We start from the raw sequence: 21,620 nt of genomic DNA on the forward strand, positions 1-21,620 counted from the left end.
ACGACCCAACCACGCTGGACACCCGTCAAAGAGTCACGCGCCGGGATTCGTCTACAAGGTCGCGGCGACGGTCTCAGCGTGCGATGTCCTGGACCATCACGGCAACACTCGGCCACAGAGTCCGGCGGGTTCCGCATCCGTCCTCGTCCACCTGTACGGCGCCATCTTCACCTCGACGGTTCCGACAGATCAACAGCTCAGCTCCTGCTGATGACACCGCGAACGGGATCGGCGGGATCGAGTCCCAGCGATGCTCATCGAAGGTCGGGTCAAGCTCCACGGGCCCTCGTTTCGGACGTTCAGCCCGCTCCGCGGGCGACGGCGGGCGGCCCATCTGTGGTGGCGTCCCGAGCCGTTCGATCCCGGCGAGGATCTCCTCGCTGGTGAACGGGCGATAGCCACCCGGAAGAATTCGGTACGCCGCCGGCCCGGTCGCACCGTCACAGAGCCTCATCAGGTCAGCGAGCTGGGACGGCACCCGTCGCCACCCATCACGCAGGGAGCCCAGCGCATCGCCCGGTGCGGGAGGTCGCAGTGTGGCGTACGCCTCAGGGTCCGCTCGCCGCAGCCGCTCCATGGCCTGCCGCCAGGACAAGTCAGACCAGGATGTCGCATCATCGGCAGAGTCCCACCACATCTCGCCGTCCCCGCCGAGCACCGGGACATAGTCAGAGCCGCCGCGCCCACCGCTCACCGGGCTTCCCGTCTCCAGACCGTCCGCGACCTCCTCGAGCATGGCGAGAAGACTCGGCCACACCTTCTTCCCGACATAGCCGAACTCGTACTCGACGACCTTCACTGCGCCTCGATCGTCTCCGTCACCGTGCTCGATCACCAGCGTCGCACCAGAGCCATCGACAGCGAACTCGATCCACTCGAGCTCATCCGGGATGTCACCGGCCCAGTCTCGGACACCGTCGAGGAGCTCGAAGCGACGAACCTTCGATGCCGGCATCAGGCTGACACTCGGCGCCAACAGGACTCCGGCGTTGAGTTCACCATCCACGACGGTGAGCAATGTCGCGAGCTGAGGGTCCAGATCGAACTTCGCCACCAGGTCCTTGATCACCTCGGCAGGAGCCGGCGGTCGAGCCCTGCCCAGGTTGTACGGCGCCCACTCCTCCAACCACGCTCTGATGCGCTCCCAGGCAGCAGTGACCTCGGGAACGAACGGCACTTGCACGGAGGACTCGGAAGGCATGGCGCGCATCATTGCAGGCACCACCGACATCAACGTTTGTGCAGCGCAGAACCTCAGAGGCACGAGGCCTACCAAGCACGTCCGGGTGGAGTCCGGGGCCACAAACCGGCGAGGCGGGCGTATGACAATGAAGAACCCCCGTCATCCCTACCCTATTCGGGCTGGTCAGACGAGGGTTTCTATCCGAGCCGCCTGTCGGAATCGAACCGACGACCTTCTCATTACGAGTGAGACGCTCTGCCGACTGAGCTAAGGCGGCGAACCGTCAGCCGTTACCGCATGAAGCGGGTCTGGTTGAGCGGACCGGATGAGTGTACCGAGACTGCGCGCTCGACACTAAAACGGTGCGCCTCGACGTGCTCGTCGATGGTCATGCGGGTGGGCTTGCCCTTGCCGATGAGGCGGCCCAGGCGGCGTACGCCGTGCTTCATTGTTGCTGTGCTCTTCTCTGAACGTGGGTCAACCACCGACTGCGGACACAGGGGTGGTGATTCAATGATGACCGCCGGCGATTCATAGAGGTAGACGATCTTTCCTTGGAAAGTCATAGGATGTCTCTATGTTGTCGCTGCACCAGCTCCGCGTGTTCCTCGCGGTCTACGAGCATGGCTCGCTGACCGCGGCGGCCGACGAGCTCGGGTATGCGCAGCCGTCGATCTCGGAGCAGGTCAGAGGCCTCGAGCGTACGCTCGGCGTACAGCTCTTCCGGCGCGTCGGGCGTGGGGTGGTGCCGACCGGGGTGGCCGACGAGCTGAGGCCGCACGCGGAGCGTACGGTCGCGGCCGCGGAGGACGCGCGCAAGGCTGTGCAGGCGGTAAAACAGTTCGAGACCGGGACGATCCGGTTCGGGATGTTCGGGATCGCGCGGCTCTACGGCGGCGCCGGTCTGGTGGCGGACGTGCTCGACCGGTACCCGGGCGTGCGCGTCGAGCTGACGGGGCAGAACTCAGCCGAGGTCCAGGAGGACCTGCGACGCGGACGGCTCGAAGCGGCGATGCTGCTCGTCGGCAGCGTCTCCGGTCCGGGCCTGAAGGTCACGCCCGTGGCACGCGACGAGCTCGTCTACATCTCGGCCGACCCCGCTCACCTGGCCACACCGGTCACCCCGCACCGGCTCTCGCTGGCCTCGCTGGTCATGTCCGACACGAGCTGGAGCGCCGAGGACCCGACCCGGGTCACCATCCGCAACCTGCTCCATGAGACCGGTCGCAACCCACCCAGCCGGATCGAGGTCGAGGACATCGAGACGGCCGTCGAGCTGGTGGGGATGGGCTATGCCGACAGCGTCATCGCCAAGGGAGCAGCCGAACAGCTGCTCCCCCGGCTGGCGCCGAAGGCCGGCTGGGTGTCGCTGCGGCCCAGGACGTACGACACATTCGCCGTCGTCCACCGCACCGACGCCACCCTCTCCCCCGCCGCCACGCTGATGATCGAGCTGGCCACCAAGCGGATCCAGGCCATCGCGGACCCGGTCCACCGGCGCTAGGCCCGGTGTGGCTCAGTCGCAGCCGTAGCCGTCGTTGTCGGCGTCGAGGCGCCACGGGTCAGAGCTGTTGTTGACCCGGACAGGCTTCTTGTAGCCCGGGATCTCGCCGCAGTCGCGGTCGTTGGTCGAGGTCGCGTTGAAAACCTGCTCGCCGTTGGCGTAGGTGTAGTCCAGACCCGAGACGCGCTTCTTCAGGTAGAACGACGCGGACACGTCGGCGCGCCGGTTGGCGTCGCCGGCGAACTTCCAGCGGTAGTAGCGGCTGACCTTCGGCGTCACGATCACGGCGCACTTGCCGTACTTGTTCGTGACGCAGGAGGTCACGCTCATCCAGCGGCCGCTGGCCCTCTTCTGCAGGTGGATGCGCTTGCCCTTGATCGGGTTGCCGCCCGCGGTCAGCTTGCCGACGGGACGGTAGGACCTCGTCCCGTACGGCTTGGCGGAGACCTTGATGACCTTGGTGATGACCTTGGCCGACACGGTGGCCGGCGGCGTGGCTGCGTGGGCGGGCTGGCTGATGACGGGGGCGACCGCGATCGCCAGGGCGGCGACCGCAGAGGCAGCGAATGCCTTCGTCGTCGAACGGACTCGCTGGTTCATGATCACGTGCTCGTGACCCTTCTTCTCGAGGTGAAATGACGAGAAGTGATCCTCTGGGTCAGTGAGATCCAGCGGGCGGAGACGGTGAGGACCCACCCCACATGGGGTAAATCAGCACTCCAAGCCGTCGTCGGGAACCTTGCCGTCGACCAGGTAGTCGTCGATGGCGTCGTCGACGCAGCCGTTGCCCTGCATGTAGCCGGTGTGGCCGTCACCGTCACGGGAGACGAGTACACCGTTGTCGAGAGCCTTGGCGAGGGCCTCGGCCCACTCATAAGGCGTGGCCGGGTCGCGGGTGGTGCCGACGACGACGATCGGGTTGGAGCCCTGGGCGTCGATCTCGGGCTCCGGCTCGGTGGCCTTGAACTTCTCCGCGGCGCAGCCGTTGAGCATCCAGGCCAGGGCCGCGCCGAAGGTGGGAGCGGCCTCCTCGAAGGCGGGCAGCTGCTTGCGTACGTCCTCGGGGCTGAGGCCGGAGGAGTCGTCGAGGCAGTTGATCGCCCAGTTGGCCTCCATCGTGTTGTTGATGTAGCCGCCCTCGGGGTCACGGCCCGCGTAGTTGTCCGAGAGGCTCATCAGCTGGGAGCCGTCGCCCTTCATCGCCGCCTGGAGGGCGTCGGTGAGGTAGGGCCAGTAGGACTCGACGTAGAGCGGGGTGATCAGGCCGTAGAGCGCGTTGCCGGCGGTCAGCTCGCGGTCTCCGGCGGGCAGCGGCTCGGCGTCGATGTCGGCCATCAGCTTCTGGACGCGCTCAACGCCTTCGTCGACGGTGTCGCCGAGGAAGCAGTCGCCCTCGTCGACGCAGTTCTCGACGTAGGAGCGGAGCGCGACCTCGAAGCCCTTCGCCTGGGCGAGGTTGGCCTCGAGGACGCTCAGCCCGGGCTCGATCGCACCGTCGAGCACGAACCGGCCGACCCGGTCGGGGTAGAGCTCGGCGTAGGTGGAGCCGAGCTGGGTGCCGTAGGAGGCGCCGAAGTAGTCGAGCTGGTCCTCACCGAGGGCAGCCCGGAGCACGTCCATGTCCCGAGCCGCCTCGACGGTGCTGACGTGGGCGGAGATGCCGTCCTTCTGGGCCGCGCAGCCGTTGGCCATCTCGACGCCGGTGTCGACGTACGCCTTCTCCTCGGCCGGGGTGTCGGGGTCGGGGTCGACCGCGACGTAGGCGTCGAGGCTCTCGTCGTCGAGGCAGTCGACCGGAGTGCTCTGCCCGACACCACGCGGGTCGAAGCCGACGATGTCGTAGGAGTCGCGGACGGTGGAGCTGAAGGACTGGTTGTTGTAGAGGGCGTACTCGATGCCGGAGCCGCCGGGGCCGCCCGGGTTGATCGCCAGCGAGCCGATCTTCTTCTCGTTGGCCGGGTCCTTGATGACCGAGACCTCGATGGTGCGGCCGGTCGGGTCGGAGTAGTCGAGCGGGACCTCGAGGGTCGCGCACTCGAAGGCGCCGTTGCAGTCCTTCCAGTCCAGCTTCTGACTGTAGAAGGTCTGCAGCCCCTCGCTCGGGGCCGCGGTCGCCTCCGCGCTCGGACTCACCTGGTCGGCGTCGGGGGTGCCGCTGTCGGCACCGCAGCCTGCGGCGATCACGGTCAGAGCGGTCAGCGCGGCGGCGCCGGTCACTGCTTTGAGTTTCACTGATCTCCTCCGGGCGGCAACAGCGCCACCATCATCGCTTCCAGCACCAACTGGGGCTGCACGTTGAACTCCAGCAGCTGCTCACGGGCTTCGAAGATCGCCCCGATCCGCTGCAGGTTGAGCTCGGGGGTCGAGGCCGCGACGAGCTGCTCGATCTCGCGCCGATGCTCCTCGTTGACGAGGGTCACCGGAGCGCCGGCGGCCATCGCGATCGCGTCGCGGTAGACCGAGACCAGGTCCATCAGCCCGCGGTCGATCACGTCGCGGTGGCGACGGGTGGCGCGGCGCTTCTGGTCCTTCTCGAGCGCGGACAGCGCCGGGCCGTACTCACGCGGCCTGCGGCCGCGATCGACCACGCCGTAGCCGGTGTCGAGGTCGGCCTTCTCCTGGGCGTCGAGGTCGGCGGTGACCGCGTCGGCCTCCTCCTTCGAGACGGCAGCGAGCTCGCCCGCGGCCCGGAGCGCGTCGGCGAGGGTGTTCAGCCGGGCCGGGTAGGCCACCACCTGCTCGCGCCGGCGCCGGGTGTCGTCGTCGCGGGCCAGCGCCTTGGCCCGGCCGATGTGGCTCTGGCTCGCGCGCGCCGCGTAGGCCGCGCGCTCCTGGTCGACACCGAGCGTGCGCTGCAGGAAGACGGTGACGTCGGGCGCGGTCGGGGTGGTCAGCGTGACCAGCCGGCACCGGGACCGGATGGTCGGGAGTACGTCCTCGACCGTCGGCGCGCAGAGCATCCAGACCGTGCGGGCGCCGGGCTCCTCGACCGCCTTGAGCAGCGCGTTGTTGGCCTGCTCGGTGAGTCGGTCGGCGTCCTCGATGATCAGGATCTGCCAGCGGCTTCCGGCCGGGCTGAGGGCGGCCTGGCGGACGAGGTCGCGGATCTCGTCGACGCCGAGGGTCAGCTTCTCGGTGCGGACCAGGTTGACGTCGGCATGGCTGCCCGCCAGCACCGTGTGGCACGCGTGGCACTGGCCGCAGCCGCCGTTCGGGCACTGGAGCGCGGCGGCGAAGGCGATGGCGGCGTTGGACCGTCCCGAGCCCGGAGGTCCGGTGAAGAGCCAGCTCTGGGTCATGCCGTGGCCGGCGGCGGCGGTCTGCAGCGTGGAGATGATGTGGCGCTGGCCCACCAGGTTGTCCCAGACCGAGGTCGTGGCGACGTTCATGCGCTCACCGCCTGGGTGAGCAGCGGCTCGAGGCGCGCCAGCACGGCGGCGTGGATCTCCTCGACCGGAGCGCGGGCGTCCAGGACCAGGTAGTGGTCAGGATTCCGCTCCGCCAGCCCGACGAACGCGGCGCGCACCCGCTGGTGGAACTCGACCGACTCCTGTTCCATCCGATCGCGCTCCTCGAACCGGGTGAAGCCGGCTGTCGGGTCCAGGTCGAGCAGCACGGTCAGGTGGGGCCGCAGGTCGGCGGTCGCCCACCGCGCCACCTCCTCGAGCTGCGTGGCGTCGAGCACCCGGCCGGCGCCCTGGTAGGCCAGCATCGAGTCGACATAGCGGTCGGTGATGACCACCTCGCCCCGCTCCAGCGCCGGGCGGACCATCGACTCGATGTGCTCGGCTTTGTCGGCGGCGAACAGGAGCGCCTCGGTCCGGTCGTCGAGGTCTCCGGTCTCCGGGGACAGCACGATGCGGCGTACGTCCTTGCCCACGGCCGTGTCGCCCGGCTCGAAGGTCAGCAGGACCCGGTGGCCGCGGGCGGTCAGGGCCTCGTGGAGCAGGCGCGACTGGGTCGACTTGCCCGACCCCTCGCCGCCCTCGAAACAGACGAAGACGCCGTGCTCTGCATAGACACCCGGAAACCTCACGAGCCAAACCTACGGGGTCGTACCGACAACCCCTGAGTACGCCGCCCGCGGATGGGGCGATTCCCGGATGTCGAACGTCGCACCTCCACGTTAAGGTTCGGGTCGTCCTCACGCTGAACCAAGGAGTCTCTGGTGATCTACGTCCTGATCGTCCTGCTGCTGGCCGCCCTCGCGGTCGCGGGCTACCTGCTCTGGAAGAGCCGGCAGCAGCCGACGGCGCAGAAGGAGCCCGACGACTTCATCGGCGACCAGCACAAGCACGCTTCCGACCAGCTGCGCCAGGTGCGCAACGGCGACGTCATCGAATACCTCGGCCACAACTGGTTCGTCCGCGGGCGGATCGACTTCGACGAGCACGGCTATCGCTGGACCGAGCACATGCTCGACGACGCCGAGGGCAAGAAGTGGCTCTCGATCGAGGACGACGAGAGCTTCGAGGTCTCGCTGTGGCACGCGATCCCACTCGGCGACATCGAGCAGGGCGCCGTCGGTGACCGCGACATCATCGTCGGCGGCGTCGCCTACCGGCTCCAGGAGAAGGGCGCCGCCGCCTTCACCGCCACCGGCGCGACCGGCACCGCGCCCTCGGGCACGGCCGAGTACGCCGACTACAAGTCGGTCGACGGCAAGCTGCTCGGCTTCGAGAAGTGGGGCAGCAACTGGGAGCCCTCCCTCGGCGAGGTGCTGCAGCCGTTCGAGCTGACCGTCTACCCCTCCACCGACCGGCCCGCGACCCTGGACGACGAGTGACGCTTCTCGACGTCCCGTTCGCGGACGTACGCGGCGACACCCTGCGCTGGACCCTCGCACCGACCCCCTGCACCCCGCTGGCTTCCCGGACGGTCGACCTCGGCAGCGGTCTCACGGTGACGCTGAGCGTTCTGGGCGCCAGCCACCAGGTCCTCGTACGCCGCCACGACCGCCCGCTCCTGCACGAGACGATCGCATGCGGGATCGCCGAGGCCGCGCCTCTTCCCGAGGCGCACGCGGCGGGCGGCTACCGCCTCGCCTCGCACGTCGACGAGATGGGACCCGAGGAGCTCGCCGCGCAGGCGTCGCGGCTCGTGGAGCGGCTCAGCGGGCGTACGGATGCCGTCGTCGCGCACTTCCCGGGAGACCCGCACGCGGTGACCGCCCTGGCCCTGGAACGGTCCGACGCCGGGCAGATCGTCTGGAACACCTGGCACACCTACCCACAGACCGGCGAGATCGTCGCCACCACCACCAGCTACCGGCCCGAGGAGGGCACAAGTGTCTGAACCACACGGCTCCGGAGGCCCGAACCGCAAGCTGATCGGCTGGGCGATCGTCGCGGCGTGCGTCGCGCTCGCCATCATCATCGCCATCGCCGTCTCCGGCGACGGGAACAGCCCCGAGAAGTACCTGCGCAAGAACTTCGACCACGTCAGCGGCACCGACCCCGACAGCGAGGCCGGGATCGTCTTCGAGGACGACGGCTCGGTGAGCTCGGTCGCCAACCAGATCGCGAGCGGCACCGACGCCGACGAGAACCGCGCCGAAGGTTCCAGCCACTACCTGCGCTACGACGACGACTGGCTGGTCGTCGTGGAGCCGCGTACGCCCTCGGGATCGACGATCACGCTCTACGAGTACGACCGTGGCTACCGCCACCACGCCACGGTGATCGGACTGTGGGGCTGGAACAGCTACTACGGCCGCAACAGCGGTGGCGGCAGCAGCGGTGATTCGTTCCGCGGCGGCGGCAGCGGATTCGGCAAGTGACCACCCTCAGACTGGAGATGAACCGATGACTGACCTTGTGAGCGGACTGCTGTCCACCGTTGCATTCGCCGCCCTCGGGCTGGTTCTGCTGATGATCGGCTTCTACGTGATCGACCTGCTCACGCCGGGCCGGCTGGGACAGCTGATCTTCGTGGAGCACCGCCGCGACCCGGCGCTGCTGCTCGGCTCCTCGGTCGTCGCGATCGCGACGATCGTGGGCACCTCGATCTACACCGCGGAGGAGGACACCCTCCAGGGGCTCGCCGAGACCGCTGCGTACGGCCTCATCGGCATCGCCCTGCTGGCGTTCGCGTTCGTGATCCTCGACCTGCTCACGCCGGGCCGGCTCGGCGAGCTGATGACCGACGACAAGGACGACCCGGCGATCTGGGTCGCTGTCGCGGTGCAGCTGGCCGTCGGCGTGATCGTGGCGGCCTCGATCACGTGAGCCTCACCCTCCCCTCGTTGTCCGCGCTGCCCGAGGGACGGGCGGCGCGGCTGCTCGTCCTCGCGGCGGTGTTCGTCTGCGCCGCCTGCGGCCTCGTCTACGAGCTCGCGCTGGTGACGCTGGGGAGCTACCTGCTCGGCAACTCGATCGCCCAGACGTCCCTGGTGATCGCGGTGTCGATGTTCGCGATGGGCATCGGCGCCGTGCTCGCCAAGCCGCTCACCGCGCGGCCGCTGCGCTCGTTCGTCGGTGTGGAGATCGCGCTCGCCGCGGTCGGTGGCGCCTCGGTGCCGGCGCTCTACGCGGCGTTCGCGTGGCTGCACCTCTACACCCCGATGATGCTGCTGGTGACGTTCCTCATCGGCGCTCTGGTGGGTGCCGAGATCCCGCTGCTGATGGAGCTGCTGCAGCGGCTGCGGCGCCAGCAGGCCTCGCTCGCGGTCGCCGACATCAACGCGGTCGACTACGTCGGGGCGCTCATCGGCGGGCTGGCGTTCCCGTTCGTGCTGCTCCCTACCCTGGGGCTGCTGGTGGGGACGGTGGCGACAGCTGCCCTGAACGTCCTCGCCGCCTGGACGGTCGGGGTGGCGCTGGCCGGCTCACGCCGACAGCGTGGGACGGTCACGGCGATCTGCGGCGCGCTCGCGGTCGCTCTCGGCCTGACCGCGGTGACCGCCGACTCCTTCGAGCTCAACGCCCGGCAGGCGCTCTACCGCGACCCGATCATCCACTCCCAGCGCTCGGCCTATCAGGAGATCGTCGTGACCCGCGGCGCTCCGGTCGGGCCGGCGTTCGATGACGTACGCCTCTTCCTCGACGGGGACCTGCAGTTCTCCTCGCTCGACGAGTACCGCTACCACGAGATGCTCGTCCATCCGGCGATGAACGGGCCGCACCAGCGAGTGCTGATCCTCGGCGGTGGCGACGGGCTCGCGGCGCGGGAGGTGCTGCGCTACCAGTCGGTCTCGTCGGTGACGCTGGTCGATCTCGATCCGGCGGTGGTGTCCCTGGCACGCTCCTTCGAGCCGGTCTCGTCGCTGACGTCCGGGTCTCTGGAGGACCCCCGGCTGACGTACGTCGCCGACGACGCGTTCTCCTGGGTGCGCGACTACTCGGGGGCGCCGTTCGACGTGGTCATCGCCGACTTCCCCGACCCGGACTCGACCGCTCTGGCCAAGCTCTACTCCGTCGAGAACTACAGCATGATCGCGCGTCTGCTCGCTCCGTCCGGGCGGATGGTCGTGCAGTCCGGCAGCCCGTTCTTCGCGCCCGACGCGTTCTGGTCGGTGCGGCACACCCTCACCGAGGCCGGCTACCGGACCACGCCCTACCAGGCGGACGTACCCTCCTTCGGGAACTGGGGCTACGTCCTCGCCTCCCGCGACGGCTCGGCCCCTGAGCTGGCGCTCGACGACGAGGCGCCGGGCGGGCTGCGCTACGCCAGCGACGCCGTTCTCGCCGCCGCTTCGTCGTTCCCGCCGGACCGCGCCGAGCGGCCGACCTCGGTCACGACACTGCTGGATCCGGCGATCCTGGACTACGCCCGGAACGGCTGGGTGGGCTACTGATGTTCTTCTTCATCAGACTGGCCCGGCGCACCTCACGGCACTACGCCTGGGTGCTCCCGCTCGCCATCATCGGCTTCGTCTTCGTCACCGGCTGGATCGCGATGGCGCTGGCCCAGCCGGGCAGCGAGATCGTGCGCCCCGCCAACTACTGGTGGTGGTTCCTGATCACCGCGGCCACGGTCGGCTACGGCGACCTCTTCCCGGAGACCACCGGCGGTCGGCTCGTCGGGGCGTACGTCGTCTTCGGCTCCATCACCACCCTCGCCATCTTGTTCAGCCGGATCTCGGCAATCATCGAGAACGCCAAAGGACGCCGCATGCGTGGAGAGATCAGCTTCAACGGACAGAACCACATCGTGATGCTCGGCTACACCGCCGGGCGCACCGAGCGGATCCTCGTCGAGCTGCTCTCCGAACCGGAGCGCGAGGTCGTGCTCGCGACCTGGGAGGACCAGCTCTCCGAGCACCCGATGCCCGGAGAGGACCGCCTGCATTTCGTACGCGGCGACATCACCGATCTCGACGTGCTCGCTCGTGCCGGGATGACCGGTGCGCACAGCGTGCTGATCGACCCGCGTGACGACAACGAGGCGGTCACGCTCACCGTCGCCGCCAACACGGCGGCTCCTGCGGTGCACACGATCGTGGCGCTGCGTGACCTGCGCGTGCAGCGCACCATCTTCCGCGTCGACACCACCGTCCACTGCGTCCAGTGGCACAACACCCAGCTGATCGCCGAGGAGCTCAGCGACCCCGGGATCGCCGAGGTCTACCAGGAGCTCGCCACCGCCGGCGGCAAGGGCACCTACTCGCTCACGGTGCCCTCCTCGGCCGCGACCGTCGACGTCGGTGCCTGGCAGGCCGCTCTCGGCCGCTCGCACGGTGCCACACTCCTCGCCGTCCGTACCGACGACGGCATCCAGGTCAGCCCGTCGTGGGACCTGCCGGTCTCCCCTGGCACGCGGCTGTTCTATATCGCGGCCGACCGTTTGGAGTACGACGAGGTCGTCGGGTCGCTCGGCTGACGGGGCCTCGCGATGGACTGCTACAACTGCCGCAACAGCGCCCTCGAGTCGCTGCCGCCGCGCGAGTCGATCGTCCGTACGCAGCACTGGCGGGTCGGCCACGCCTTCAACTCGACCCTCGCCGGCTGGCTGGTGATCGCACCCATCCCGCATGTCACCGCGCTCGATGAGCTACCGATCGGGGCGCACGCCGAGCTCGGCACGCTGCTCGGGTCGCTGTCGGCGGCGCTGCGGACCATGACCGGGTGTGTGAAGACGTACGTCATGCAGTTCTCCGAAGCCGAAGGCTACGAGCACCTTCACGTCCACCTGGTCGCACGGATGGCCGATCAGCCGGCTCACCTGAAGGGGCCGAATGTGTTCGGCTACCTCACCGACGACGAGACCCAGTGGCTGCCCGAGACCGAGCGCGACCGGCTGGCGCGAGAGCTGCAAGGAGCTCTCGGCTGACAGATTCCCGCCATGGTGGGGTTGTGCGGGCCTCTCCGGCGTCAGACAGCGGCATTTTCCCGCCATGGCGGGAAAATGCTCCTCGCCCAACCCTCGAACAACAACAGAACCCCGCCATGGCGGGGTTCTGTCACGTGAGCGGCGAGGCCGCGGCGTACGACCTCAGGATTTCTTGGTCGCGGCCTTCTTGGTCGTCTTCTTGGCGGTCGACTTCTTCGCCGGGGACTTCTTGGTCGTCTTCTTCGTCGCCCGCTTGGTGGTCTTCTTCGCCGGGCCCTTGGCGCGCTTGTCGGCGAGCAGCTCGGCGGCGCGCTCGGCGGTCAGGGTCTCCAGGTCGTCGGCGGCCCGGAGGGTGGCGTTGTATTCACCGTCGGTGACGTAGGGACCGAAGCGACCGTCCTTGACGACCATCGGCTGCCCGGAGACCGGGTCGGGACCGAGCTCCTTGAGCGGCGGCTTGGCGGCGGCACGGCCGCGCTGCTTCGGCTGGGCGTAGATCTGCTCAGCCTCCTCCAGCGTGATCGTGAGCAGCTGGTCCTCCGAGCTCAGCGTGCGCGAGTCGGTGCCCTTCTTCAGGTAGGGCCCGTAGCGGCCGTTCTGGGCGGTGATCTCCTCGCCGTCGGCGCTGGTGCCGACGACCCGGGGCAGGGTCAGCAGCTTGACCGCGTCCTCGAGCGTGATGGTCTGCAGGTTCATGCTCTTGAAGAGGCTGGCGGTGCGGGGCTTGGCACCCTTCTTCGCGTCCTCGGGGAGCTGCTCGGTGACGTACGGACCGAACCGCCCGCTCTTCGCGACGACGGTGAGCCCCGTCTCGGGGTGGACGCCGAGGTTGAGCTCCTCGCCGGCCGGATTGGCGAAGAGCTCCTTGGCCTTCTCCAGGGTCAGCTCGTCGGGCGGCAGGTCGTCGGGGACGTTGGCCCGCACCGCGAACGGGGTGCCGTCGTCGCCGGGGCCCTCGATGTAGGGACCGTAGCGGCCGACTCGGAGGTTGACCCCGGCCTCAGGGCTGCCGACCGGGAAGGTCGCCAGCTCGCGGGCGTCGATGTCGCCGAGACCGTCGACCAGCGGCTTGAGACCCATGACCCGCTCGGAGCCGAAGTAGAACTCCCCGAGCTCCGTGGTCATGTCCTTGTCGCCCTTGGCGATCTCGTCGAGGATCTCCTCCATGCTCGCCGTGAACCGGTAGTCGATCTGGCGCGGGAAGTGCTCCTCCAGCAGCCTGACCACCGAGAACGCGACCCAGGCGGGCACCAGCGCGGTGCCCTTCTTGAAGACGTAACCGCGGTTGATGATGGTCTGGATGATGCTCGCGTAGGTCGACGGACGGCCGATCTCGCGCTCTTCGAGCTCACGGACCAGGGTCGCCTCGGTGTAACGAGCCGGCGGCTTGGTCTCGTGGCCGTCCGCGGTGAGGCTCGCGGCGTTCACCTGGTCACCCTCGGAGAGGTTCGGGAGGCGGGTCTGCTGGTCGTCGGAGGTCTGGTCGGCGGAGTCGGTGCCCTCGACGTACGCCTTCAGGAACCCGTGGAAGGTGATCACGCGTCCGGTCGCGGAGAAGACCACATCCTCGCCCGTGGCCGCGGTGGCGCCGAGGCGGATCGCGACCGAGTTGCCGACCGCGTCCTTCATCTGGGAGGCGACGGTGCGCATCCAGATGAGCTCGTAGAGGCGGAACTGGTCGCCGGTCAGACCGGTCTGCGCCGGGGTGCGGAACGAGTCGCCCGCGGGGCGGATCGCCTCGTGGGCCTCCTGGGCGTTCTTGACCTTGGAGGCGTACGTCCGGGGCGCGTCGGGCAGGTATTCGGCACCGTAGAGCTCCCGGACCTGAGCGCGGGCCGCGCTGACGGCGTCTCCGCTCAGGGTCGTGGAGTCGGTACGCATGTAGGTGATGAAGCCGTTCTCGTAGAGACGCTGGGCGACCGACATCGTGGTCGACGCGCTCATCCCGAGCTTGCGGCTCGCCTCCTGCTGCATCGTGGTGGTGCGGAAGGGGGCGTACGGGCTGCGCTTGTAGGGCTTCGACTCGACGCTGCGGACCTCGTAGGTCTTGTTGTCGAGGGCTGCCACGAGGGACTCGGCGCGGCTGCGGTCGAGGTGGACGACCTTGTCGCTCTTCAGCACGCCGTCGGGGCCGAAGTCGCTGCCGCGGGCGACGCGGTTGCCGTCGATCGAGGTGATCTTGGCCGGGAACATCCGCGGGTCGTGGTCCGAGCCGGCGTCGAAGGTGCCGGCGAGATCCCAGTAGGAGGCGGTGCGGAAGGCGATCCGCTCGCGCTCGCGGTCGACGACGAGCCGGGTGGCGACCGACTGGACACGGCCCGCGCTCAAGCGGGGCATGACCTTCTTCCACAGCACCGGGGAGATCTCGTAGCCGTAGAGGCGGTCGAGGATGCGGCGCGACTCCTGGGCCTCGACGAGGTCCATGTCGAGCTCTCTCGGGTTCTCCGCCGCCGCCAGGATGGCGGCCTTGGTGATCTCGTGGAAGACCATCCGCTTGACCGGGATGCCCTTCTTCGGCTTCAGCTCGTCGAGAAGGTGCCAGGCGATCGCCTCACCCTCGCGGTCCTCATCGGTGGCGAGGTAGAGCTCGTCGGCGTCCTTGAGGAGCGACTTGAGCTTGGCGATCTGCTTCTTCTTGTCGCTGGGCACGACGTAGTAAGGGGTGAAGCCGTTGTCGACATCGACGCCGAAGCGCCCCCACGGCTTGTCCTTGATCTTGGCAGGGGTGTCTGCCGCGCTCTGCGGAAGGTCGCGGATGTGCCCGACAGATGCCTCGACGACATACCCCTGTCCGAGGTATCCGCCGATCTTCTGAGCCTTCGCCGGGGACTCGACGATCACCAACTTGTGTGCCACTGACGTCCTTATCTCACTGCAGCAGAGCCTGGCACCACTGACAAGCTCTGGCGAGACACGTTAGCGCGTGTCTCCAGCCGGCATGGGTCCAGTCACCGCGGTTCATGCGGCACTGAGCTCTCGGACAACATGGCGTGTTGCCTTGGGCGCCGCGAAGACAATACCTAGCACGCTGGGGAGCGGGAGCGTGAAATCGGTGTCTCATCCGCTCCTGTCCAAAAACTGTCGGTGCTCGTCCGTAGGGTGGCTTTTCGAGGACGGCGAGACCATTCCGAACCGAGAGGTCTCTGCTGATGATCGACACCGAATACATCGACTACATGGAGGGTCTGGCCACACCCCCGGAGCACCTGGTCTGCTCCGAGTGCGCGCAGCTGCTCACCCGGACCAACGCGATCCTGGAGCGCCTGGAGGCCGAGCTGACCCGGCCGCGCTGGGCGGAGCCGGATACGCCGCCACGACCCGACCACGAGGTGGCCCTGGACTGGCTGGCCGCGCTGTGCGGCGGCCACGAGGCGGTCACCGCGCTGGATGCCGCGCCGCTGGTCGAGGACGGCCTGGATTTGCCGGTCGTGGAGGATGCGGCGGGACGTACGCAGCTGGAGGCGGTCGCCGCGCTGCTCGACGAGGTCGCTGCCGACTTCCCGGTCGAGGAGGTGGGCTTCGCGCTGCGGAGGGCGCTGCTGCGGCTGTGGGAGATCGACCCGCTGGTCGTCGACCGGCCCACGCAGCCGGCCCAGGTGGCGGCCGGGATCGTCTGGACGGTCCTGGGCGCCAACGGGCTCGCCGGGCCGGGCGGCCTGGTCACCGCGACCGAGCTCAAGGAGCGGCTGGGCGTCAAGAAGATGCCGTCCGCCTACGGCAAGCAGCTGGCAGCAGCGCTCCGTGGCTTCTGGCCGTGGCAGACACAGCGGCCGTGGGGCATGCGCGACCTTCCCGACCTCGAACCGCTGGGCTACCCGGACCTGCTGGTCTCGAGCGTGCGTAGACGCCTGATCAGGCTGCGGGACCAGGCGTGCCTGGCGCGGGACGGAGGAAGCCCTCGCTGACCAGCTCCTGGGCGATCGGCAGATAGCTGCTGCGCACGACCGCGGGGTCGCGGTCGAGGATCTGCGCGAGCGCGTCGAGGATCTGGCCGACGGTCAGGTCGCCGTCGCACGCGCCCGCGAAGGCCGCCTCGATCGTGTCCGCCTGGCGTGCGCGGCGAAGGCCGCGCTGCTGGCGCAGGATGACGGTGCTGGGGTCCTCCGCGCCGGGCTGGCCGAGGGTCTCCTGCTGGACGTCCTCGACGATCAGCAGAGTGGAGTCCTCGGTGACCTCGACACGGGCCGCCTCCCCCCACGCCGCGAGCGCCGGCGCGATCGGCTGCTCGACGTCGTAGGGCCACTCGATGAGCTCGCGCTTCGGGTTGCCCGCGCCGACGCGGTGCAGGTTGATCCAGCCGAACCCGACACCCTCGATCTTCTGCTCCTCGAACCAGGACAGCCAGGTGTCGTAGCGGGTCAGGTAGTCCGGGGCGCCGTGGTGGCCGGAGTCCTTGAGCCACAGCTCGACGTACGCCGCGGGGTCGAGCACCTCGCGCTGGACCACGAACGCGTCGACCTCGTCCCCGAGCCATCCCTCGAGGCGGTCGTCCCAGGGCTGCTCCTCGGAGATGATCCAGTTGCCCAGGATCTGGCACCAGCCACCTTCGGTGAGCATGCCGGGAGCGGCTCTGACGATGTCCTCGACCACCCGGTCGCCCGGAAGCCCGGAGTCGCGGTAGACGAGGCGCTCACCGGTCGCCGGGCTGATCACGAACGGCGGGTTGGTGGCGATCAGGTCGAAGCGCTCACCGGCGACGGGCTCGAAGAACGACCCGTTGCGTACGTCGATCCGGTCCGCCACATCGTTGAGGGCGGCGTTGAAGGTGGTGATCCAGAGGGCTCGCTGGTTGACGTCGGTCGCAACCACCCGGTCGCTGTGGGTGGCGAGGTGGAGGGCCTGGACGCCGCAGCCCGTGCCGAGATCGAGCGAGGTGCCGACCTGGTCGCGGATGGTCAGCTGGGCCAGGGAGGTCGAGGCAGGGCTGATCCCGAGCACGTGCTCGGGACCGACGCGCTGCGGGCCGCCATCGAGTCCTGGCGTGAGGTCGGAGACGACCCAGAGGGCGGTGTCGTCGCTGGCGTACGGACGTACGTCGAGGCGGGCCGCGACCTCTCCGACCGACTGCTCCAGGATCCCCTCGACGGCGAGCCGGTCGACGAGCCCGGGCAGGGCTGCCTCGGCGTGGTCGAGAGGCACGGTCGTCTGCAGCAGGAAGAGCCGGATGAGCGTCTCGAGCGGGGTGCCTCCGTGGGTGCGCCGCCGGCCCGGCAGCGTCTCGTTGCGGCTCAGTGCGCTGTGCGCGGTCGGACCGAGCAGCTCGGCGACGGAGTCGTAGGAGAAGTCGGCCTGCTGGAGGGCGTCACGGAGCCGGTGCGGGAGGTCACTCACACCTGGAGCCTAGTGTCAGGTCAGGTCATCCCGCCGCCGCGCCCTCGGCGCTGGCGTGGATGTCGAAGACCTTGGCGAGTCCGGTGATCCGGAAGATCTTGAGCAGCCGCTCCTGCGTGCAGACCAGGCGGAGCATGCCGTTGTGCTGGCGCACCTTCTTCAGGCCACCCACGAGCACGCCGAGGCCGGTCGAGTCGAGGAACTCCACGGCTTCGAGGTCGACGACGATGTCGTAGTGACCCCGCGCGACGAGCTCGGTGATCTTGTCCCTCAGCTTCGGCGCGGTATAGACGTCGATCTCGCCGCCCACGGCCACGATGGTGGCCGAGTCGAGCTCGCGAGTCGCAAGCGTCAGATCCACTTCGAAGTTCTCCTGCCAAGGAACGTGAGACAACCAGCTCCGGTCGGCATGCCTGGTGTCCGATACCCGGAGTCGATCGTAATGTAACCACGGCTCACCAGGATGCGCGCAAGAAACTCGCAACGTCATGGCCACGATGCGGGGGCGTGAGCGTGGCGGCCACCAGGATTCTGGGAGAATATTCAGGTGTTGACGACAGCGACCGGTGATCTCGTACGCCGGCTCGCGGACGTCCCCGGCCGCGAGGACCGGCTGGCTCACCTCGAGCAGGTCCCGCCGCGAGAGGCCGTCTTCGCCGACTGGCCGACGTGGGCTTCGGCCGATGTCGTCGCCGCCTTCGTCGCTCGCGGCATCGAGCGACCTTGGCAGCATCAGGCGGTCGCGGCCGAGGCCGCCCATGAGGGCAGCCACGTGATCGTCTCGACCGGCACCGCCTCTGGGAAGTCGCTGGCCTATCAGCTGCCCGCACTGACCGCGATCCGAGACGGCCGAGGTCCACGTGGTGAACGCGGCGCCGGCGTCCTCTATCTCGCACCCACCAAGGCGCTCGCCCAGGACCAGCTGACCGGGCTGCGCGAGCTGGGCGTCGACGTGCGCGCGGTGACCCACGACGGTGACAGCACCCGGGAGCAGAGGGACTGGGCGCGCGACTTCGGCGAGTACATCCTGACCAACCCCGACATGCTGCACCGATCTCTGCTCCCCGGTCATCAGCGATGGACGGCGTACTTCCGCTCGCTGCGCTACGTCGTCATCGACGAGTGCCATCACTACCGAGGCGTCTTCGGGGCGCACGTCTCGCACGTACTGCGGCGGCTGCGGCGCATCTGTGCGCTCTACGGCTCGTCGCCGACGTTCATCCTCGCCTCGGCGACCGTCGCGGAGCCCTCGATCGCCGGTGAGCGGCTCACCGGCCTTCCGGTCCTCCCGGTGACTGCCGACGCGTCACCACGCGGGGAGCTCTCGATCGCCCTGTGGCAGCCACCGCTGACGACGCACGCCGGCGAGAACGGCGCGCCCGTGCGGCGCGCGGCCTCCGCCGAGACCGCGGACCTTCTCGCGGACCTGGTCTCCTCGGACGTACGCACCCTGGCCTTCGTACGCTCCCGGGTCGGCGCCGAGCAGGTCGCCCTGACCGCGGCCGCCGAGCTGGAAGAGGTCGACCCGTCGCTGCCCGGGCGGGTGGCGTCCTACCGCGGCGGCTATCTGCCCGAGGAACGCCGGGCGATCGAGGCATCGCTCCGCTCCGGCGAGCTGCTCGGGCTGGCGGCGACGAACGCGCTCGAGCTCGGCATCGACATCAGCGGTCTGGACGCCGTGGTGCTCGCCGGCTATCCCGGCAGGCGCTCGGCCTTCTGGCAGCAGATCGGCCGGGCAGGTCGGGGCGCGGGCGACGCGCTCGGCATCCTGGTCGCCCGCGACGACCCGCTGGACACCTACCTCGTCACCCATCCCGATGCGCTTCTCGGCCAGCCGGTCGAGGCCACGGTCTTCGACCCGGCGAACCCGTACGTCGTCGGCCCCCACCTGTGCGCCGCCGCGCAGGAGCTGCCGCTGACCGAGCCGGACCTGCCGCTCTTCGGACCGGGCGCCCGGGAGATCCTGGACAATCTGGTCGCCTCGGGGCTGCTACGCAAGCGCCCCCGCGGCTGGTACTGGACCGACCGCCGCCGCGCGGCCGACCTCGCCGACATCCGCTCCTCGGGTGGGTCCCAGGTGCAGCTGATCGAGGCCGACACCGGTCGGGTCGTCGGCACGGTCGACGCGGCGAGCTCACACGCGAGCGCACACGCCGGCGCCGTCTACGTCCACCGTGGCGAGACCTATCTCGTGCACGAGCTCGATCTGGAGGAGAACGTCGCGGTCATCTCCCGCGACGACCCCGGCTACTCCACCTTCGCCCGGGAGATCACGGAGATCTCGATCGTCGCCGAGCGGGAGCAGGTGGCGTGGGGAGAGTGCCACCTGGCGTACGGCGACGTCGACGTCACCCACCAGGTCGTCTCCTTCCTGAGGCGGCGCCAGCCGAGCGGCGAGGTGCTGGGTGAGGAGCTCCTCGATCTCCCCGAACGTACGCTGCGCACCTCCGCCGTCTGGTGGACCGTGCCCGCCTCGGCCCTCGAGGCGGCCGGCCTGGAGACGGCGGACATCCCAGGCGCTGCCCACGCCGCCGAGCACTGCTCGATCGGGCTGCTCCCGCTGATCGCCACCTGCGACCGCTGGGACATCGGTGGCGTCAGCACCGCGTCCCACCCGGACACGGGCATGCTCACCGTCTTCGTCTACGACGGGCATCCCGGCGGCGCCGGATTCTCCGAGCGCGGGTTCCGTGCCGCCCGGGAATGGCTCGGTGCCACGCTGGAGACCATCGAGGCGTGCGAGTGCGACGACGGCTGCCCCTCCTGCGTGCAGTCGCCCAAGTGCGGCAACCAGAACAACCCTCTCGACAAACAAGGCGCGATCGTGTTGCTGCGGCTGCTGCTGCACAAATAGGCCTACCCTGGGGAAATGCTGATCTTGGGCCTTGTGCTGATCGTCGTTGCCGCAGTCCTCATCGTTCTGGGTCTCTTCACCACCGGCAACGGTGACCTCGACGATCCGACCGCGACCCTGCTCGGTCTCCCGGTCGGCTCGACCACGATCTTCGTGATCGGCCTCGTCGCGGGCGTCCTTCTCCTCTTCGGCCTTTCCCTCACCAAATGGGGCGGCAAGCTCCAGGCGAAGAGCATGAAGGAGAAGCGCCAGATGCGGAAGCTGGCCAAGTCGCTGCAGGACGTCACGCCCGAGTCGAAGACCGACGACAACAGCTAGTCCGGCGAAGGCTCGGTTGGGCCGGCCCTCGCCTCGGCGACCGGGTCGCCCGGCTGACCGAGCCAGCGCGGTCCCTCGACCCGCACGGTGACGGTGACGTCCTCGCCGGCGATCTCGCACGACTCCAATGTGGCGCCGTTGCGGTCGGTGATCGTCGACGCCGCCGCGCATGCGTCCTCGGAGACCTGGAGCGCGTTGGCTCCCGCCAGCGCCGCCAGATCGGCCGCGGACTGAGCGGTGCGGTGGGCGACGAAGACCGCGCCCACCACACCCAGCGCGGCGCCGAGGAAGAGCAACAGGCCGATGGCACCGACCGCGAACGGGGCTGCCGACCCGCGTTCGTCCTTGCCGCGCCGGACCGTGCTCACTGCTCCCCCTGCGTGGCCTCGGTCGCAGCGACCGCCTCGCCGCGCACGGTCACACCCGGCATCCAGCTGAAGATCCCGCCGGGTCCGGTCACCCGGGCTCGGGCCGAGGCGACGACCTCCTCGGCACCGGCGCTGACACTCACCTGGGTGCCCGCAGGCCCGACCCGACGTCCGCGGGCGGCGGCGGATCCGCTGTCGTCCCCTCGGGCGACGGCCCGGGCGGTCTCCCGGGCTGCGTCGACCACCTGGATCTGCGCCGCTCCCACCGACAGCAACCACACCAGCCCGATGGTCACGGCCACCAGGAGCGGGATCACCATCACCAGCTCCGCGGTGGCGGCGCCTCGCTCGTCCCGCTCGCCCCGCTGCCCGCGGACCATCGGTCAGATCCCCAGCAGGCTGAGCACGTGCTGGAACAGCCTGTTGAGCAGGTCGTTGCCGAAGCCACCGGTGAGCAGCTTGTAGAGCAGGCCGGCGAGCCCCGCGCCCGCCGCCGTCCCGACGGCGTACTCGGCTGTCGTGATCCCCTTCTCGTCCCTCCGAAGATGTGCCTTGGCCATGGTTGGTCCTCTCTGGTCGATGGCCGTCGGTACGGCCGTTCAAGGACGACAATGACCCGCTCCACCGACATCCGCGACCGCCATGTCGCCGGCTGTGGACAACCCGATCCCGAACCCACCCTGTGGATGACAAACGGCCCGTTGATCAGGGAAAACAAGCACGCCGAGACGTCACGTACGTCGGCCGAGTCGGCATTCGGCTGCCAACTCGGCCGACGCGCGTGACGCCTCG

Annotated in this window: 24 protein-coding genes and 1 tRNA gene; 12 read left to right on the top strand and 13 right to left on the bottom strand. The window is 69.1% G+C overall.

Annotation, left to right across the window (positions count from 1 at the left end):
* Positions 1-73 precede the first annotated feature (73 nt).
* The 3 genes from ABTX24_RS08870 to ABTX24_RS08880 all read right to left on the bottom strand — a co-directional run bounded on the left by ABTX24_RS08870 (position 74) and on the right by ABTX24_RS08880 (position 1,749).
* Positions 74-1,201, bottom strand: coding sequence for an SMI1/KNR4 family protein (locus tag ABTX24_RS08870; protein ID WP_350838946.1), 1,128 nt, complete (start codon positions 1,199-1,201; stop codon positions 74-76).
* Positions 1,202-1,387: 186 nt separating this feature from the next.
* Positions 1,388-1,460, bottom strand: a tRNA-Thr gene (locus tag ABTX24_RS08875).
* A 13-nt stretch (positions 1,461-1,473) separates the two neighbouring features.
* Entirely contained in the window at positions 1,474-1,749 is a 276-nt protein-coding gene (locus tag ABTX24_RS08880) for a hypothetical protein (RefSeq protein WP_350838948.1), read from the bottom strand.
* Positions 1,750-1,760: 11 nt separating this feature from the next.
* Between ABTX24_RS08880 and ABTX24_RS08885 the strand changes: the two genes are divergently transcribed.
* On the top strand, positions 1,761-2,687 hold the full coding sequence (locus ABTX24_RS08885) for a LysR family transcriptional regulator (RefSeq protein ID WP_350838950.1): 927 nt from the start codon (positions 1,761-1,763) through the stop codon (positions 2,685-2,687).
* Positions 2,688-2,699: 12 nt separating this feature from the next.
* Here the strand turns inward: ABTX24_RS08885 and ABTX24_RS08890 are convergent, their stop codons facing one another.
* The 4 genes from ABTX24_RS08890 to tmk all read right to left on the bottom strand — a co-directional run bounded on the left by ABTX24_RS08890 (position 2,700) and on the right by tmk (position 6,723).
* The gene (locus ABTX24_RS08890; RefSeq protein WP_350838952.1) at positions 2,700-3,287 is read right to left on the bottom strand and encodes a hypothetical protein; all 588 of its coding nucleotides are present in this window, start codon (positions 3,285-3,287) and stop codon (positions 2,700-2,702) included.
* A gap of 111 nt (positions 3,288-3,398) precedes the next feature.
* The gene (locus ABTX24_RS08895; RefSeq protein WP_350838954.1) at positions 3,399-4,919 is read right to left on the bottom strand and encodes an alpha/beta hydrolase; all 1,521 of its coding nucleotides are present in this window, start codon (positions 4,917-4,919) and stop codon (positions 3,399-3,401) included.
* Complete coding sequence (locus tag ABTX24_RS08900) at positions 4,916-6,076, bottom strand: DNA polymerase III subunit delta' (RefSeq protein WP_160026318.1); 1,161 nt, start codon at positions 6,074-6,076, stop codon at positions 4,916-4,918. The genes ABTX24_RS08895 and ABTX24_RS08900 overlap by 4 nt, the downstream gene beginning before the upstream one ends.
* Entirely contained in the window at positions 6,073-6,723 is a 651-nt protein-coding gene (tmk, locus tag ABTX24_RS08905) for a dTMP kinase (RefSeq protein ID WP_350838956.1), read from the bottom strand. The genes ABTX24_RS08900 and tmk overlap by 4 nt, the downstream gene beginning before the upstream one ends.
* 132 nt (positions 6,724-6,855) lie before the next feature.
* On the opposite strand from tmk, the gene ABTX24_RS08910 reads away from it, so the two are divergent.
* The 7 genes from ABTX24_RS08910 to ABTX24_RS08940 are packed head-to-tail and all read left to right on the top strand — an operon-like array spanning position 6,856 to position 11,957.
* A complete protein-coding gene (locus tag ABTX24_RS08910) occupies positions 6,856-7,473 on the top strand; it encodes a DUF4178 domain-containing protein (protein WP_160026316.1) in 618 nt (205 codons plus the stop codon).
* On the top strand, positions 7,470-7,982 hold the full coding sequence (locus ABTX24_RS08915; RefSeq protein WP_350838958.1) for a DUF2617 family protein: 513 nt from the start codon (positions 7,470-7,472) through the stop codon (positions 7,980-7,982). Before ABTX24_RS08910 ends, ABTX24_RS08915 begins: the two co-directional genes overlap by 4 nt.
* Positions 7,975-8,466 (top strand): DUF4247 domain-containing protein, encoded by a 492-nt coding sequence (locus tag ABTX24_RS08920; protein ID WP_160026314.1) that lies wholly within the window; start codon positions 7,975-7,977, stop codon positions 8,464-8,466. The genes ABTX24_RS08915 and ABTX24_RS08920 overlap by 8 nt, the downstream gene beginning before the upstream one ends.
* A 25-nt stretch (positions 8,467-8,491) precedes the next feature.
* Positions 8,492-8,914: a DUF350 domain-containing protein gene (locus tag ABTX24_RS08925; RefSeq protein WP_160026313.1), complete on the top strand. Its 423-nt coding sequence runs from the start codon at positions 8,492-8,494 to the stop codon at positions 8,912-8,914.
* A complete protein-coding gene (locus ABTX24_RS08930; RefSeq protein WP_160026312.1) occupies positions 8,911-10,482 on the top strand; it encodes a polyamine aminopropyltransferase in 1,572 nt (523 codons plus the stop codon). Before ABTX24_RS08925 ends, ABTX24_RS08930 begins: the two co-directional genes overlap by 4 nt.
* Complete coding sequence (locus ABTX24_RS08935) at positions 10,482-11,507, top strand: ion channel (protein ID WP_350838960.1); 1,026 nt, start codon at positions 10,482-10,484, stop codon at positions 11,505-11,507. The genes ABTX24_RS08930 and ABTX24_RS08935 overlap by 1 nt, the downstream gene beginning before the upstream one ends.
* A 12-nt stretch (positions 11,508-11,519) precedes the next feature.
* Positions 11,520-11,957 carry an HIT family protein gene (locus tag ABTX24_RS08940; protein WP_160026310.1) on the top strand — a complete coding sequence of 146 codons (438 nt, stop codon included), beginning with the start codon at positions 11,520-11,522 and terminating at the stop codon, positions 11,955-11,957.
* 162 nt (positions 11,958-12,119) lie between these two features.
* Here the strand turns inward: ABTX24_RS08940 and topA are convergent, their stop codons facing one another.
* Positions 12,120-14,813, bottom strand: coding sequence for a type I DNA topoisomerase (gene topA, locus ABTX24_RS08945; RefSeq protein ID WP_350838962.1), 2,694 nt, complete (start codon positions 14,811-14,813; stop codon positions 12,120-12,122).
* A gap of 293 nt (positions 14,814-15,106) precedes the next feature.
* On the opposite strand from topA, the gene ABTX24_RS08950 reads away from it, so the two are divergent.
* Positions 15,107-15,862 carry a hypothetical protein gene (locus tag ABTX24_RS08950; RefSeq protein WP_160026308.1) on the top strand — a complete coding sequence of 252 codons (756 nt, stop codon included), beginning with the start codon at positions 15,107-15,109 and terminating at the stop codon, positions 15,860-15,862.
* Here ABTX24_RS08950 and ABTX24_RS08955 read toward each other — a convergent pair.
* Complete coding sequence (locus ABTX24_RS08955; protein ID WP_350838964.1) at positions 15,810-17,288, bottom strand: DUF7059 domain-containing protein; 1,479 nt, start codon at positions 17,286-17,288, stop codon at positions 15,810-15,812. The two genes, ABTX24_RS08950 and ABTX24_RS08955, sit on opposite strands and share 53 nt — an antisense overlap.
* Before the next feature lie 25 nt (positions 17,289-17,313).
* On the bottom strand, positions 17,314-17,649 hold the full coding sequence (locus ABTX24_RS08960; RefSeq protein ID WP_091044749.1) for an anti-sigma factor antagonist: 336 nt from the start codon (positions 17,647-17,649) through the stop codon (positions 17,314-17,316).
* A gap of 180 nt (positions 17,650-17,829) precedes the next feature.
* On the opposite strand from ABTX24_RS08960, the gene ABTX24_RS08965 reads away from it, so the two are divergent.
* Positions 17,830-20,142, top strand: a complete 2,313-nt coding sequence (locus tag ABTX24_RS08965) for a DEAD/DEAH box helicase (protein ID WP_350839147.1) — start codon at positions 17,830-17,832, stop codon at positions 20,140-20,142.
* A gap of 15 nt (positions 20,143-20,157) precedes the next feature.
* Positions 20,158-20,460 carry a hypothetical protein gene (locus tag ABTX24_RS08970; protein ID WP_350838966.1) on the top strand — a complete coding sequence of 101 codons (303 nt, stop codon included), beginning with the start codon at positions 20,158-20,160 and terminating at the stop codon, positions 20,458-20,460.
* Here the strand turns inward: ABTX24_RS08970 and ABTX24_RS08975 are convergent.
* The 3 genes from ABTX24_RS08975 to ABTX24_RS08985 are packed head-to-tail and all read right to left on the bottom strand — an operon-like array spanning position 20,457 to position 21,388.
* On the bottom strand, positions 20,457-20,828 hold the full coding sequence (locus tag ABTX24_RS08975) for an Rv3654c family TadE-like protein (RefSeq protein ID WP_350838968.1): 372 nt from the start codon (positions 20,826-20,828) through the stop codon (positions 20,457-20,459). The two genes, ABTX24_RS08970 and ABTX24_RS08975, sit on opposite strands and share 4 nt — an antisense overlap.
* Positions 20,825-21,208 (bottom strand): TadE family type IV pilus minor pilin, encoded by a 384-nt coding sequence (locus ABTX24_RS08980; protein WP_350838970.1) that lies wholly within the window; start codon positions 21,206-21,208, stop codon positions 20,825-20,827. Before ABTX24_RS08980 ends, ABTX24_RS08975 begins: the two co-directional genes overlap by 4 nt.
* A gap of 3 nt (positions 21,209-21,211) precedes the next feature.
* On the bottom strand, positions 21,212-21,388 hold the full coding sequence (locus tag ABTX24_RS08985; protein WP_350838972.1) for a DUF4244 domain-containing protein: 177 nt from the start codon (positions 21,386-21,388) through the stop codon (positions 21,212-21,214).
* A gap of 51 nt (positions 21,389-21,439) precedes the next feature.
* Here ABTX24_RS08985 and ABTX24_RS08990 point away from each other — a divergent pair, with 51 nt between their 5' ends.
* The gene (locus tag ABTX24_RS08990) at positions 21,440-21,613 is read left to right on the top strand and encodes a hypothetical protein (protein WP_350838974.1); all 174 of its coding nucleotides are present in this window, start codon (positions 21,440-21,442) and stop codon (positions 21,611-21,613) included.
* Positions 21,614-21,620 lie beyond the last annotated feature (7 nt).

The organism is Nocardioides sp. NPDC127514 (assembly GCF_040302125.1).
In the GTDB taxonomy this organism is placed as follows: domain Bacteria; phylum Actinomycetota; class Actinomycetes; order Propionibacteriales; family Nocardioidaceae; genus Nocardioides.